Origin of the sequence: Devosia sp. YR412 (assembly GCF_900110945.1) — a bacterium.
Lineage (GTDB): Bacteria > Pseudomonadota > Alphaproteobacteria > Rhizobiales > Devosiaceae > Devosia.
On sequence record NZ_FOFL01000001.1, the window covers coordinates 207,605 to 220,981 of the forward strand.

General features: G+C 63.1%; 14 protein-coding genes. 11 read left to right on the forward strand and 3 right to left on the reverse strand.

Annotation, left to right across the window (positions count from 1 at the left end):
- The first annotated feature begins 28 nt into the window (after nucleotides 1-28).
- Complete coding sequence (locus BM045_RS01045) at nucleotides 29-496, forward strand: PTS sugar transporter subunit IIA (protein WP_092179157.1); 468 nt, start codon at nucleotides 29-31, stop codon at nucleotides 494-496.
- Between the two features lie 461 nt (nucleotides 497-957).
- On the opposite strand, the gene BM045_RS01050 is transcribed toward BM045_RS01045, so the two are convergent.
- Both BM045_RS01050 and BM045_RS01055 read right to left on the reverse strand, forming a co-directional pair.
- On the reverse strand, nucleotides 958-1,242 hold the full coding sequence (locus BM045_RS01050; protein WP_092179158.1) for a DUF1150 family protein: 285 nt from the start codon (nucleotides 1,240-1,242) through the stop codon (nucleotides 958-960).
- A gap of 15 nt (nucleotides 1,243-1,257) precedes the next feature.
- Nucleotides 1,258-1,677: an Hsp20 family protein gene (locus tag BM045_RS01055; protein ID WP_092179159.1), complete on the reverse strand. Its 420-nt coding sequence runs from the start codon at nucleotides 1,675-1,677 to the stop codon at nucleotides 1,258-1,260.
- Between the two features lie 117 nt (nucleotides 1,678-1,794).
- Here BM045_RS01055 and BM045_RS01060 point away from each other — a divergent pair, with 117 nt between their 5' ends.
- Both BM045_RS01060 and BM045_RS01065 read left to right on the forward strand, forming a co-directional pair.
- Complete coding sequence (locus BM045_RS01060; RefSeq protein ID WP_092179160.1) at nucleotides 1,795-2,646, forward strand: glycosyltransferase family 2 protein; 852 nt, start codon at nucleotides 1,795-1,797, stop codon at nucleotides 2,644-2,646.
- A gap of 138 nt (nucleotides 2,647-2,784) precedes the next feature.
- Nucleotides 2,785-4,974, forward strand: coding sequence for a methyl-accepting chemotaxis protein (locus tag BM045_RS01065; RefSeq protein WP_092179161.1), 2,190 nt, complete (start codon nucleotides 2,785-2,787; stop codon nucleotides 4,972-4,974).
- A 55-nt stretch (nucleotides 4,975-5,029) separates the two neighbouring features.
- Here the strand turns inward: BM045_RS01065 and BM045_RS01070 are convergent, their stop codons facing one another.
- Nucleotides 5,030-5,341 (reverse strand): hypothetical protein, encoded by a 312-nt coding sequence (locus tag BM045_RS01070; protein WP_092179162.1) that lies wholly within the window; start codon nucleotides 5,339-5,341, stop codon nucleotides 5,030-5,032.
- 326 nt (nucleotides 5,342-5,667) lie between these two features.
- Here BM045_RS01070 and rpmI point away from each other — a divergent pair, with 326 nt between their 5' ends.
- From rpmI to BM045_RS01110, 8 genes are all read left to right on the forward strand, one after another.
- Nucleotides 5,668-5,868, forward strand: coding sequence for a 50S ribosomal protein L35 (gene rpmI, locus BM045_RS01075; RefSeq protein WP_035099236.1), 201 nt, complete (start codon nucleotides 5,668-5,670; stop codon nucleotides 5,866-5,868).
- A gap of 20 nt (nucleotides 5,869-5,888) precedes the next feature.
- Nucleotides 5,889-6,293 (forward strand): 50S ribosomal protein L20, encoded by a 405-nt coding sequence (gene rplT, locus BM045_RS01080; protein WP_092179163.1) that lies wholly within the window; start codon nucleotides 5,889-5,891, stop codon nucleotides 6,291-6,293.
- Nucleotides 6,294-6,405: 112 nt separating this feature from the next.
- The gene (gene pheS, locus BM045_RS01085; RefSeq protein WP_092179164.1) at nucleotides 6,406-7,536 is read left to right on the forward strand and encodes a phenylalanine--tRNA ligase subunit alpha; all 1,131 of its coding nucleotides are present in this window, start codon (nucleotides 6,406-6,408) and stop codon (nucleotides 7,534-7,536) included.
- A gap of 3 nt (nucleotides 7,537-7,539) precedes the next feature.
- The gene (locus BM045_RS19350; RefSeq protein WP_092179165.1) at nucleotides 7,540-8,583 is read left to right on the forward strand and encodes an ASCH domain-containing protein; all 1,044 of its coding nucleotides are present in this window, start codon (nucleotides 7,540-7,542) and stop codon (nucleotides 8,581-8,583) included.
- A gap of 12 nt (nucleotides 8,584-8,595) precedes the next feature.
- The gene (gene pheT / locus BM045_RS01095) at nucleotides 8,596-11,013 is read left to right on the forward strand and encodes a phenylalanine--tRNA ligase subunit beta (protein ID WP_092179166.1); all 2,418 of its coding nucleotides are present in this window, start codon (nucleotides 8,596-8,598) and stop codon (nucleotides 11,011-11,013) included.
- Between the two features lie 141 nt (nucleotides 11,014-11,154).
- Entirely contained in the window at nucleotides 11,155-11,892 is a 738-nt protein-coding gene (locus BM045_RS01100) for a transporter substrate-binding domain-containing protein (protein WP_244522898.1), read from the forward strand.
- A 41-nt stretch (nucleotides 11,893-11,933) separates the two neighbouring features.
- Nucleotides 11,934-12,734, forward strand: coding sequence for an amino acid ABC transporter permease (locus BM045_RS01105; protein ID WP_092179168.1), 801 nt, complete (start codon nucleotides 11,934-11,936; stop codon nucleotides 12,732-12,734).
- A 63-nt stretch (nucleotides 12,735-12,797) separates the two neighbouring features.
- Nucleotides 12,798-13,295: a CreA family protein gene (locus tag BM045_RS01110; protein WP_092179169.1), complete on the forward strand. Its 498-nt coding sequence runs from the start codon at nucleotides 12,798-12,800 to the stop codon at nucleotides 13,293-13,295.
- Nucleotides 13,296-13,377 lie beyond the last annotated feature (82 nt).

Sequence of the window (13,377 nt, forward strand, 5' to 3'; positions counted from 1 at the left end):
TAAGCAAAGTTGATCCAGGGCAGATTGTATGGAATTGGCCGATATCCTGGCTGAGCGCGCCGTGCTTTGTTGCACGGCCGTAAAAACGAAACGCCAGTTGTTTGAAGAACTTGCCACCCGTGCGGCGGAAATCAGCGGCCATGATGCTGCTGACATCCTGAGCTCGATCACCAGCCGTGAAGAGCTGGGCTCTACCGGGCTTGGGAATGGCATTGCCATTCCCCATGGCAAGATTGCCGGTCTCAAGGATGTCGTGGCGCTGTTTGCCCGGCTGGACAATCCGATCGAGTTCGATTCGGTCGATGACCAGCCGGTCGATCTGGTGGTCATGCTGCTGGCTCCCGCGGGCGCCGGCGCCGATCACCTCAAGGCCCTCTCCCGCGTCGCGCGCCTGTTGCGCACTGAAGCGGTGGTGGACCAGCTCCGCGATACCAGCGATCCGGCACAGCTTCGGGCCATTCTCACAGCCCCGTTTGAAGCCAATTACGCGGCTTAGAATCTGCCAGTGAATTGAAAAGGCCCCGGACATGTCCGGGGCCTTGTTGTTTGTTCGGTCACCTGATGTCCCACACCCACGGTGTTACCAAGGCCTTGAGCCGGGGCCCATCCTGAGATTTCCCAACAGCCGCAAGGTCGATCGTTCGAACCATCTTGCGGCTGCAGAAAGATCTCGAGATGGATCCCGGCTCAAGGCCGGGATGACATCGGAGTTTGCGGAACCTTCCCTAATCACTGGAGGCCCTGCCTGTCTCACCTCTCCCCTGAGGGGAAAGGTCGCCGCGTAGCGGCGGGTGAGGGGTTCAGTGGTCGGCTAGAGCACAAGGCCTCAACCCACCACTGAACCCCTCACCCCGCCCTCTTCCCTCAGGGAGAGGGAGCCAGGCATCACGCCCGGAAACACAAAAGGCCCTCCGACTTATGTCGGAAGGCCTTTGCTCAATTCAAACCAACCCCGCCTCAGTGCAGCGTGGCCAGTCCCAAATTCTTGTCGCCGAGCCAGTCCAGCACGCCGTCTTCAGTGTCGGTCACCAGCAAAGGCGTGCCGTCGGCCGACATCACCAGCTGGTAATCGCTCTCCGCCTCGAATTCGGCGTCATGGATCATGGTGGCAAGCACCGCCCCGCTGACGGGACGGACATAGGCCACGGCGTCGCCACCCAGCGCGGCAAACTGCGCGCGCGTCAAAAGCTTGAGGGGATGGTTCAGCGCTTCGGCCGCGGCTTCGTTGCGTTTCTCATACATTGTGTCGGCCCTTTCTCAGACTGAGCGAATATCGATACGTCGGGCGATCTTGGGCGTCTGGGGACGCTCTACAGCAACAACGAGCATACCATGCCCTAAAGTTGCATCCTTCACGATCATGCCATCGGCCAGAAGGAAGCTGCGCTGGAATTGCCGCGCCGCGATACCGCGATGTAGGAACTCCTTGCCCGGCTCGTCCTTCTGCTTGCCGCGGACCAATATGGTATTGTCCTCGGCGATCACATCCAGCTCGCTGACGCCAAAGCCGGCTACGGCAATGGAGATCAGAAAGCGTTCCGTGCCATCGGCATCGGTCATGCGCTCGATATTATAGGGCGGGTAGCCGTCGGCGGACTTGGCCAGCCGGTCGACTCGCTCCTCGAAACTGTCGAAGCCGAGGAGAAATGGGGCGGAAAACACCGAAATACGCGACATCCACGCCGTCCTTGATTATCAAGCAACGTATTGGCGCGGACCCGATTGGAGTGGCATCGCGCGCCTGTTGGGACATATGGGACAGACCATGGCCCCGTTCAAGAGCAGGATCGCCGCATGGACCAGACCGTCGCCATCATCACCCCGGCCTACAAAGCGCAGGCAACGATCGTCACCACCGTCCAGAGTGTGCTCACTCAGACCCACGCCGACTGGCAGCTCTGGCTAATCGCCGATGATGGCGCCAACTATGCAGCGTTCCTGGCTGAAGCCGGCATCAGCGACCCGCGCATTCGTAACCTCTCCAGCGGCGGCGTAGGCCGAGGCGCCTCCGTCACCCGCAATGTCGCGCTGGAGCAGATCACCGCCCCCTACGCCGCCATTCTCGACGCCGACGACCGCCTCAAGCCGCAAAAGCTCGAGCTTGCGCTCAAGGGTCTGGCCGATCACGCGGTGGTCACCACCGCGCTCGACGTCATGACCGAGGACTTTTCGCATCTGCGTTTCGTCGGGCAGGGCGCTGACAGCGTGCTCACCCCAGGCAGTCACAAATGGGTCAGTCTCTCGATGGATTCGATGATCCTCTGGGATCGCCGCCGCGCCGATGGCCGCTATGACCCGACCATGAGCAACATGACCGATCTCGAATTCCTGCTGCAGCTCTACCGCACCGCGCCAACGTCGCTGCATCTCGGCACGCCGCTGCACGACTATATCAAGCGCGCGTCCTCAATGAGCAATGGCAAGGATGTTGCCGCCGGCATGATCGCCTCCAAGCGCGAAATCCTCCGCCGGCTGCAAACCGATTATTACGGACTGCCGCAACAGGACGTGGACGGTCTCGCGGCCTTCCTCACCATCTCGCTCGAAGCCGAAGCGCTGTATAGCGCGGCGATGGCCGCCTCTCCCGGCCTGCTGTTTGAAGATCATCTCGAACCCATGCTGGCCGCTGCAATAGCGGAAAAATAAGCAACCGCGCGATTCGCCCAGCCGCAACCGCTTGAAGCGTCATATGAAATCTGCATGACGAGGTCGTTGACCTCGGCTTAACCCTTGTCACGCTAGCCACCCGATCAGGGAGGAGACGTCGTACTCAAAGGGTCAAGCATGAACCTGTCGCGTCTCAGCATTGCTGGTCGGATTTACCTGGCTTTCGGCGCCTTGATCGGGCTGATGGCCCTGCTTGTTGTCATCGCTCTGGTCGGCGTGCAGTCCGGCGCCGGCAATTTCGCGCAGTTCCGCGGCAGTTCCGACAGCGCCCATCAAGCCAGCATCAATGCGGCTGCCCTTGCCGATGCCCGCCTCGCCGTCGCCGCTTACCGGCGCCAGCCCGATGCCGCTGGCGCTGAAGCCGCGCAGGCCATGATCGCCACGCTGGGCACGACCGTTCCGGGCGAAGCGACCGAACAATATCGCGCCGTCATCGACATGATGATCGCCCTCGATAGCGATGTCGCCGCCTTGCGCTTCAGCATGGAAGCCGCCGGCGTCAGTGCCAGCGATACGCTCGGCGCGCTGATCGCCAATGCTGCACAGTCTAGCGGCCTCAATGCCAAGGCGGCCGCCGTCTCCGGCCTCGCCATGCAGAACCTGCTGCAGATGCGCATTGCCGTCACCGCCATGCTGCTCACCCCCGATGCCGCGGCGCATGATCAGGTCGACAGCCTTGCCGCCGCCGCCCGTACCACCCTGGGCGAATTGCGCTCGATCTTCTTCAAGGCCGATGACGTCGCTGCCGTGGATGCCGTGACGGCCGAATTGGAAAACTTCTCCGGCGCCGTCGATCAGCTCTTCACCCGCCTCGTCGAGCGCGCCAGCCTCGGTGAAAATACCGCTGCCATCGACGCCAGCCTAGCCGCCACCTTCGGTGCCCAGGCCGATGCCGCCACCGCTGAACAGGCGCTGCTCGGCCAGACCGCTGCCGATCAGGTCAATCAGGTCAGCCTCGGCGCCCTGCTTGCCGGCACTTTTGCTTTGCTGCTCGGCATTCTCCTCGCCTTCATCACTGCCCGCTGGCTGTCCCATTCCATCCGCGTCATCGCCCAGGCCATGCAGGCCATGGCGGATGGCGATTTCAACGCCAATCTGGCCGGTGCCGATCGCCACAGTGAATTGGGCCGCATCGCCAGCGCGCTCGATGTCTTTGGTGCCAATGGCCGCCAGCTGCGCGACGATACCGCTCGCCGCGAGGCCGACATGCAGCGCGCCGCCGATATCGCCACCCGCCGCGAAACGCTGCAGAATGACGTCGAAACCGTCGTGGCCGCCGCAGCCCAGGGCGACTTCACCCGCCGCCTCGACTGCGACTACGGCATGGCCGAGCTCAATGGCCTGGCGCACAGCGTCAATGCCCTGGTCGGCACCGTCGCCCGCGGCCTTGAAGATGCCGGTCTCGTACTTTCGGCCCTGGCTCGCGCCGATCTCACCCAGCGCGTCCATGGCAACTACCAGGGTGCCTTCGGTCGCCTGCAGGCTGATACCAATGCGCTCGCCGAAGGCCTCGCCGGCACCATGACCCGCCTCGCGACCTCCTCGGGCGCCCTGCGTCGTGCCACCGATGAAATCCTCACCGGTGCCAATGATCTTTCGGCCCGCACCGGCCGGCAGATCGCCGCCATCGAAACCACCTCAAACGCCGTGCAGACCCTTTCCACCGACATCACCCGCAATGCCGGTCTCGCCGAACAGGTCGCCGCCAGCGCCCGCACCTCCACTGAATTGGCCCGCACCGGTGGCGCCGTCATGCAGCGCATGACCGAGGCCATGGCCGGCATTGCCGATGCCTCCGTCCGCATCGCCACCACCACCCGTCTGATCGAAGACATCGCCTTCCAGACCAACTTGCTGGCGCTCAACGCCTCGGTCGAGGCGGCGCGGGCCGGCGAATCCGGCAAGGGCTTTGCCGTGGTGGCTGTCGAAGTGCGGCGCCTGGCGCAATCCACCGCCCAGGCTTCCGCCGACATCAAGGCGCTGGTCGCCGAATCCGCCGTCGCCGTGCAGGATGGTTCGCGCTTGGTCGATGACGCCACCCGCACCCTCGGAGACATCAGCCGCGCCGTGCAGGCCGACAGCTCCCGTATGCAGGACATCGCCGCCTCCAGCCACGCCCAGTCGGCGGCGGTCAGCATTGTCTTTGATGCCATGCGGCAGATGGATGAAGTGGCGCAGGACAATGCGGCGCTGGTCGAAGAAACCAATGCGGCCATCGAGCAGACCCAGGAACAGGCCAGCGAGCTCGACATGATCGTCGGCGTCTATTCCACGCAGCAGCCTCTGCAACTGCGCCGCGCCGGCTAAACGCAAAAAGGCCGACCCCGAAGGGTCGGCCTGTCATGACGCTGGTAGGCTGATCTTACAGTGCGTAGAGGGTCAGGCCGGTGTCACGGCCGCTGACGCCAACGATCTGCTCAACGTCGAAGCCCTGGGCCTGCACGTTCATCAGCAGGGCCGGGTTGCTCTGGATACGGGCACGGATCGAGGAGACGTCATTGTCGAGGCCCAGCAGGCGGGCTTCGGTCGAGTTGACCGACAGCACGGTGGCGTTGCGGGCTTCCTGGATGGACTCCAGCGAGGCAACTTCGACGCCGAAGTACGGTGCGGCGAAAGCAGCGGTCGAGCCGGCAGCAAGAGCGGCGGTCAGGGCAATGATCTTGACGATTTTCATAATAAATTCCTTTGGTTAACGCTAGTTCGTGTCGTTTTGAACTCGGTAGGAATTACGCATTCGACCCATAAAAGGTTTCAAAGATTATTTGGCTGACGTGAACACCGTCCCGTGATTGGTCGCTCTGGGCGACCGATTGTCGCAACAGCCTTGACGCTTCGAGGATCGCCACCCAATCGCGCGGCTCTCTCCTCTGGGGCCTTGCCACTTTCCCGGATTCCCCCTATAGAGCCGACTTCTCCGGATCGCCCGGCCAAAAGGCATGCCGTGGCGATCTCTGAATGCGATGGGCCAAATCCATCCGATCTCTTATAAGGACCCGCAAAATGCCCAAGATGAAGACGAAGTCTGGCGCCAAAAAGCGCTTCAGCTTCACAGCGACCGGTCGCGTCAAGGCAGGCGTCGCAGGCAAGCGCCACCGCCTGATCAACCACAACGCAAAGTACATCCGCACGAACCGCGGCACCAAGATCCTGTCCAAGGGCGACGAGGGTCTGGTCAAGTGGTACATGCCGTACAACCGCTAACGCTGAAAGGAAGCTGACACATGTCACGCGTTAAAAGAGGCGTTACCAATCACGCCCGTCATAAGAAGGTTCTCAAGGCTGCGGAGGGCTATTACGGCCGCCGCAAGTCGACGATCCGTATCGCCAAGCAGGCGGTCGAAAAGGCCGGCCAGTACGCTTACCGCGATCGTCGCGTCAAGAAGCGCAACTTCCGCGCTCTGTGGATCCAGCGTATCAACGCTGCCGTGCGCGATTACGGCCTGACCTATGGTCGATTTATCGACGGCCTCAGCAAGGCTGAGGTTGCCGTCGACCGTAAGGTGCTGAGCGATCTCGCGATCACCCAGCCCGAAGCGTTCGGCGTGCTGGTCGAAAAGGCCAAGGCTGCCCTGTCGTATCTCGAAGCCGTCGAAAAGACGACCCACGAGCGCGTCACCGCCGCCTAACTCTCCCCAGCTCTGCTGAGGTCAAATTGACGCCTTGCGCCGCCCCAAAAAGGCTGGCGCGGGGCGTTTTTTATTGCTCTAACCGCGCCAATCGTCCGAGTTGAGAAATAGCATGTCCCTCGAGAACCAGATCGACACCCTCCGCGCCGAGCTTTCGGCCGCCATTGCCGCCGCCGGTGACGAAGCCGCGCTCGACGCCGTGCGTGTCGCAGCGCTTGGCAAGAAGGGCAGCGTTTCGGCGCTGCTGGCCTCGCTCGGCGCCATGGCTCCCGAAGAACGCAAGAGCGCCGGCCCCGCCATCAATGGCCTCAAGGTGGAAATCGCCGGCCTGATCGAGGCCAAGAGCACGGAACTGAAATCCGCCGCGCTCGACGCCCGCCTCAAGGCCGAAACCGTCGATATCACTCTTCCCTTGCAGTCGGCCCCGACCGCGCGCGGCCGCATTCACCCGATTTCCCAGACCATCGACGAAATCACCGCCATTTTCTCGGACATGGGTTTCTCCATCGCCGAAGGCCCCGATATCGAAACCGACTATTTCAACTTCACCGCGCTGAACTTCCCCGAAGGTCATCCGGCACGTGAAATGCACGACACCTTCTTCATGAAGACCGGCGCCGATGGGGTGAAGAAGGTCCTGCGCACCCACACCTCGCCGGTGCAGATGCGCGTCATGCAAAAGACCAATGAAAAGCCGGCTGCCAACTATATTACCCCAGCCATGGATCCCCCAATCCGCGTGGTCATGCCCGGCCGCACCTATCGCAATGACTCGGACCAGACCCACACCCCTATGTTCCATCAGGTCGAGGGGCTGGTCATCGACAAGTCCAGTCATATCGGCCAGCTGCGCTGGGTGCTGGAGGAATTCCTCAAGGCCTATTTCGAAGTCCCCAACGTCACCCTGCGTTTCCGCCCGAGCTTTTTCCCCTTCACCGAGCCCTCGATGGAAGTCGACGTTCAGTGTGACCGCTCCGGCTCGGAAGTGAAGATTGGCGAAGGCAGCGACTGGCTCGAAATCCTCGGCTGCGGCATGGTCCATCCCAATGTGATCCGCAATGCCGGCCTCGATCCGGATGTCTACCAGGGCTTCGCCTGGGGCATGGGCATCGACCGCATCGCCATGCTGAAATACGGCATGCCCGACCTGCGGGCCTTCTTCGACGCGGACCAGCGCTGGCTCGACCACTACGGCTTCCGCCCGCTTGACCTGCCGACCCTGTTTGGCGGCCTGAGCAGTTAGACGATGGCTGCGCTCCCGCCCCACTACGCATCCGCCATCCAGTTCAGCTTTGGCGACTCGCCGGAACTGGCCGATGAGCTGTTGGCTTTGGTGCTGGCCGGGAAAAAGACCGCCACCTGTGGTGCGCTGCGCGACTATGGCCCCGGTAAGGAGCCGCTGCCGCAGGTTGAACGCCGCGATTTGGTGCGCAATGGCGCCGGGCAGCCTGCCTGCGTTATCGAGACCCTTTCCGTCCAGATCAGGCGCTTCGACGATATCGACCCGGCCTTCACCGACCGGGAAGGCGAGGGCGACTATGCCGCCTGGCGCGACGGCCACGAGCGCTATTTTGCCCGCAATGGCGGTTTCTCGCCCGACATGGACGTGGTCTGCGAGACCTTCCGCCTCGTCGAAGTCCTGCCTGCCGGCCGCCCGGTCTACAACCTGGTCGCCTCGCCGATCTTTATCGTCACCGATATCGAAAGCGACGGGCCGACGCCCTTGCACAATTCCATGTTGAGCTTTGCCTCGGTGGCCATCGAGGCGGATGGCACCCGCCATGGCACCTTCGAGGCACAATTGCTGGCGCGCCCCGATCGCACCACCAATGAGCAGACCATGGCCTGGTGGGCCACCCAGCCCGAGGCCTGGGCGGCGACAACGGCCAACGCCGAAGAGCCCGCCGTGGTCATGCCCCGCTTCGCCGACTGGGTCGAAATCCTGCCCGGCCCCAAGGTCTTCGTCGCTGCGCCGATGATTTTCGATGGCCTCTGGATGGACCACTATCTCGACGAATTTGCCGGCACCCGCGTGCTCAGCGGTCCGTTCAAGCAGCGCCAGATCTTCCGCGGCGGCGGCATCTGCCTCTACACCATGGCCGGAACCCTGCGCGGTGCGCCCTATCTCGACTGGGGCATGAGCAAGCTGCCGGCAGAATTTTACGGCCACATCGCCCATACCCACAAAGCCATCGACGACGCCGAAGGCTTCGCCAATGTCCTCGTCGAACTGTTCACGATTTCCCGCAGTCTGCCACCCATCACCGGCAGCGCCAGCGACTTCCGTTAGAAGGCCCAGCACATGAAGTTCACCCTCGAATGGCTCCAGGATCACCTCGATACCGATGCCTCGGTCGACGAGATTTCCACGACCCTGACCACCGTTGGCCTTGAGGTCGAAAGCGTCGAGAACCAGGGCAAGGCCCTCTCCGCCTTCGTCACCGCCCATATCGTCTCGGCCGAACAGCATCCCAATGCCGACAAGCTGCGCGTCTGCAAGGTCGATGCCGGCACCGGCGAGCTGATCGACGTGGTCTGCGGCGCCCCCAACGCCCGCACCGGCCTCAAGACCGTCTTTGCCTTCCCCGGCACCTATATTCCCGGCAAGGACATGACCATCGGCAAGGGCAATATCCGTGGGCAGGTCTCCAACGGCATGCTCTGCTCCAATGCCGAGCTGGAACTCAGCAACGACCACGACGGCATCATCGAGCTCCCTGCCGATGCGCCGATTGGCGTCAAATTCGTCGACTATGCCGAGATCAATGGCGTGGTGTTCGACATTTCCATCACCCCCAATCGCGGCGATGCGACGGGCGTCTATGGCGTGGCGCGCGATCTCGCCGCCTTCGGCCTCGGAACGCTGAAGACCACAGACATGTCGCCGGTCGCTTCGACCGGCCCAAGCCCGATCGCCGCCCTGCCGCAGCAATTCTCTGCCGATGAGCCCAAGGCGATCCGCAAGTTCGCCGGCCGCTATATCAAGGGCATCAAGAACGGCCCGTCGCCGGCATGGCTGCAGCAGCGCCTGCGCGCCGTTGGCCTCCGCCCGATCAACACCATCGTCGATATCACCAATCTGGTGTCGCTCGGCTGGGGCCGGCCGCTGCATGCCTATGATGCCGACAAGCTCAATGGCCAGCCGGTGCTACGCAATGCGCGCAACGAGGCTTTCGATGCGCTCGACAATAAGATCTACACGCTCGACGAGACCATGACGGTCATTGCCGACGACACCGGCCCGCTCTGCCTCGGCGGCATCATGGGCGGCATCCGCTCCGGCGTCACCGACGAGACCACCAACGTCTTCATGGAATGCGCCAGCTGGGATCCCGAGCTGATCGCACGCACCGGCCGCAAGACCGGTATCGTATCGGACGCCCGCTATCGCCTCGAGCGCAATGTCGATCCCGCCCTGACCGAACCCGGCCTCGAACTGGCCACCCGCCTCGTGCTCGAACTCTGCGGCGGCGAGCCGATGCAGCCGGCCATCTCCGGCGAAGACGTCTTCGCCAATACCGTCGTTGAATTCCCGCTCAGCGAAGTGAAGCGCCTCACCGGCCTTGAGGTGGAGCCGATGGTCGCCACCGCCATCCTGTCGCGCCTCGGCTTTCAACTCTCCGGCAAGCCGGAAGCCTTCACGGTGAAAGTGCCAAGCTGGCGCCCCGATGTGACGCAGAAGGCCGATCTGGTGGAAGAAGTCATGCGCATGGTCGGCGTCGACAATGTGCCGCTTGAGCCGCTGCCGCGCCTGAGCCACGTTGCCCAGCGCATGCTGACCTCGATCCAGAACCGCCGCCGCATCGCCCGCCGTTCGCTTGCCGCCCGTGGTCTTGACGAAGCGGTCACCTGGAGCTTCATCAGCCACGACGAAGCCACCCGCTTCGGCGGTGGCAGCGAAGGCCTGCAACTGGCCAATGCCATTGCCTCCGACATGACCGACATGCGCCCGTCCTTGTTGCCGGGCCTGCTCGCTGCCGCGCGCCGCAATGCCAATCGCGGCACCGCCGATCTCGCCCTGTTCGAAGTCGGCCAGGTCTTCCTCTCCGACGCGCCCGATGGCCAGCACACCTATGCGACGGGTATCCGCACCGGCACGGCCAAGCTCGATGGTTCGGGCCGCCACTGGTCCGGCAAGGCGGAAGCCGTCGGTGTCTTCGATGCCAAGGCCGACCTCGCCGCCGTACTCGATGCGCTTGGCTATGACATCGACAAGGTGCAGCTTTTTGCCGAGCCCGCCCCCTGGAGCCATCCCGGCCGCGGTGGCCGCGTGGCGCAGGGTCCGAAAACCCTCGCCTGGTTCGGCGAACTGCATCCGGCCTGGGCGGCAGAACTCGACATCCAGGGCCCAGTCGCGGCATTTGAACTCGATCTCGATGCCCTGCCAGAGCCGCGGAAAAAAGCCACCAAGACCAAGCCGGCCCTCGACCTCTCCGCCCTGATGCCGCTGAGCCGCGACTTCGCCTTCGTCGTCGACAAGGCCATCACTGCCGGCGCCATCCTCAAGGCCGCCCGCGGCGCCGACAAGGCGCTGATCAAGGACGTTAATGTCTTCGACGTCTTTGAAGGCAGCCATGTCGGCGAAGGCAAGAAGTCCGTGGCCATCGAAGTCACCATCCAGCCGACGGACAAGACGCTGACCGAGGAAGACATCGACAAGATCTCCGCCGCCGTCATCGCTGCGGTCACCAAAACCTCCGGCGGTGTGCTCCGCACCTGATTGCGTCACAAAGCCCATTCCCAAGGGCGCGCGCTTTGCTCTAGTCTCCCGGCAAAATCCTGCTTGGGAGACTGGAGCCTCATGAACCTCGTCAAAATCCTCGCCGCCGCTGCGCTTGTGACCACCTTGGCCCTGCCGGCCATGGCGCAGGATGCGCTGCCCGACCTCGCCGGCCGCGAAATCGTCGCCGTCACCGAAAACGCCTATGTGCCGCTCAACTTCACCGATCCGGCGACGGGGGAGGGCATCGGCTTTGAATATGACCTGTTCAACGAGATCGCCAGGCGGCTCAACGCCACGGTCAAGTGGGAGCTCAGCTCCTGGGACGTCATGATCCAGGCGGTTCGCGACGGCCAGTATGATGTCGGCATGGATGGCATCACCATCAACGACGAGCGCAAGGCCCAGGTCGCCTTCTCCGATGCCTACCTCACCTCCGAACAGCTGATGCTGGTGCGCGCCGACGAGACCCGCTTCACCGATGCGGCCAGCTTTGGCGAGGACGCAAACCTGCTGGTCGGCGCCCAGGCCGGCACCACCAATTTCTACGTCGCGGTCTATAACGTCCTCGACGGCGACGAAGCCAATCCGCGCATCAAGCTGTTCGACACTTTCGGCACCTCGGTCGCCGCGCTGCAGGCCGGCGATGTCGATACCGTGCTGATGGATCAGACCTCGGCCAATGGCTATATCGGCGCCAATCCCGGCGCCTTCAAAGTCATCGGCAGCCCGCTCGGCTCGGAAGATTTCGGCTTCATCCTGCCCCCTGACAGCGACCTCGTTGCCCCGATCAACGCGGCCCTGGCCCAGATCAAATCCGACGGCACCATGGACGCCCTGCAGCAGAAGTGGTTCTACGAGTACAACTCGGCCCAATAGTGGAATCTTCGGGATCGCGGCCCGCCGCGATCCCCACCCTCATGACCTACACCCCCCGCAAACCCACCATCCTGTCCCGCACCCCGTGGTGGCTGCTGGCCATTGCTTTGCTCTTCGTGCTCGGCCTCTGGGGCATCACGGCCGACACCACCTATTCCCAGATCTTCCGCGCCCTGTCCGGCGGCGTCATCACCACCGTCTGGGTAACCATCATCGCCTTTGCCGCCGCCACGGCGCTGGGCCTGCTCATCGCCATCGCCCGCACCAGCCAACACCGCGTCCTGCGCGAGGTCTCGACCTTCTACGTTGAAATCATCCGCGGCATTCCGGTGCTGGTGTTTCTCTTCTACGTCGCCTTCGTCGGCGCGCCGGGCCTCGTCGTCGCCATCAACTGGCTGCTGCAGCCCTTCGATGCCGCCATTACCGTCCGCCAGTTCGACTTCGTCTGGCGCGCCATCCTGGCGCTCACCGTCTGCTATTCCGCCTTCATCGCCGAAATCTTCCGCGCCGGCATCGAGAGCGTCGACAGGGGCCAGATCGAGGCCGCCCGCGCTTTGGGCTTTTCCCGCTGGAAATGCTTCCGCCTCGTCACCTTCCCGCAAGCGCTGCGCAATATCCTGCCGCCGCTGGCCAATGACTTCGTCTCGATGGTCAAGGACTCGGCCCTGGTCTCGGCGCTCGGCGTGCAGGACATCACCCAGCTCGGCAAGGTCTATTCCTCCGGCACATTCCTGTTCTTCGAGACCTATAACGTCGTGGCCTTCCTCTACCTCACCATGACCATTTCGCTGTCGCTGCTGGTGCGATTGTTGGAACGGCATTTGCGTGAAAATACCCGCTGACGTCTTGCGCCGGGGCAGGGGGCGGGCCATCTGTTCATCGAACCCATCTGGAGCCCCGCGCCCATGAACCGTCTCGCTGCCCTCGCCCTGACCGCCGCGCTTGCCGTGACTCTCACCGCCTGCGGCGATAGCCGCGAGGTCGGCTCCGTCGGCGTTGACTGGACCGGCAATGACATTTCCATCGATGCGGTGGCTGATCCGGAAGTGGCCGGCGTCACCTGTCACCTCGCCTATTTCAACCGCTCCTTCATCGACCGGCTGCAGCAGGGCAACTGGTTCGAGGACCCCTCCTATTCGGCGCTCGATTGCTCGGTCACCGGTCCCATCACCATTGGCGACATCAATACCCGCCCCGGCGGCGAGGAAATCTTCAAGGAAGGCCGCTCGCTGATCTGGAAGTCGTTGCGCGTCTCGCGCATCTATGATCAGGCCAACAATTCGCTGATCTACCTGGCCCATGCCCGCGAAATCCAGCAGGGCTCCGGCAAGATGAGCCTATCGGTCATCCCGCTCAACACCGAGCAGGTCACCTGGAGCAATGGCGCGCCTGTGGCCCGCTAACTCCGTTATGGCCTCCGCTTGGAACGCCATGGCGCATTAACACCGCAGAATATAAAAGCATTTCGCTGTCTCCCGCTGCTTT

What these genes read in the sequence shown, in the direction of transcription:
- BM045_RS01045 (WP_092179157.1), top strand. Translation starts at nt 29, where the DNA reads ATGGAATTGGCCGATATCCTGGCTGAGCGCGCCGTGCTTTGTTGCACG.
- BM045_RS01050 (WP_092179158.1), bottom strand. Translation starts at nt 1,242, where the DNA reads ATGTATGAGAAACGCAACGAAGCCGCGGCCGAAGCGCTGAACCATCCC.
- BM045_RS01055 (WP_092179159.1), bottom strand. Translation starts at nt 1,677, where the DNA reads ATGTCGCGTATTTCGGTGTTTTCCGCCCCATTTCTCCTCGGCTTCGAC.
- BM045_RS01060 (WP_092179160.1), top strand. Translation starts at nt 1,795, where the DNA reads ATGGACCAGACCGTCGCCATCATCACCCCGGCCTACAAAGCGCAGGCA.
- BM045_RS01065 (WP_092179161.1), top strand. Translation starts at nt 2,785, where the DNA reads ATGAACCTGTCGCGTCTCAGCATTGCTGGTCGGATTTACCTGGCTTTC.
- BM045_RS01070 (WP_092179162.1), bottom strand. Translation starts at nt 5,341, where the DNA reads ATGAAAATCGTCAAGATCATTGCCCTGACCGCCGCTCTTGCTGCCGGC.
- rpmI (WP_035099236.1), top strand. Translation starts at nt 5,668, where the DNA reads ATGCCCAAGATGAAGACGAAGTCTGGCGCCAAAAAGCGCTTCAGCTTC.
- rplT (WP_092179163.1), top strand. Translation starts at nt 5,889, where the DNA reads ATGTCACGCGTTAAAAGAGGCGTTACCAATCACGCCCGTCATAAGAAG.
- pheS (WP_092179164.1), top strand. Translation starts at nt 6,406, where the DNA reads ATGTCCCTCGAGAACCAGATCGACACCCTCCGCGCCGAGCTTTCGGCC.
- BM045_RS19350 (WP_092179165.1), top strand. Translation starts at nt 7,540, where the DNA reads ATGGCTGCGCTCCCGCCCCACTACGCATCCGCCATCCAGTTCAGCTTT.
- pheT (WP_092179166.1), top strand. Translation starts at nt 8,596, where the DNA reads ATGAAGTTCACCCTCGAATGGCTCCAGGATCACCTCGATACCGATGCC.
- BM045_RS01100 (WP_244522898.1), top strand. Translation starts at nt 11,155, where the DNA reads ATGGCGCAGGATGCGCTGCCCGACCTCGCCGGCCGCGAAATCGTCGCC.
- BM045_RS01105 (WP_092179168.1), top strand. Translation starts at nt 11,934, where the DNA reads ATGACCTACACCCCCCGCAAACCCACCATCCTGTCCCGCACCCCGTGG.
- BM045_RS01110 (WP_092179169.1), top strand. Translation starts at nt 12,798, where the DNA reads ATGAACCGTCTCGCTGCCCTCGCCCTGACCGCCGCGCTTGCCGTGACT.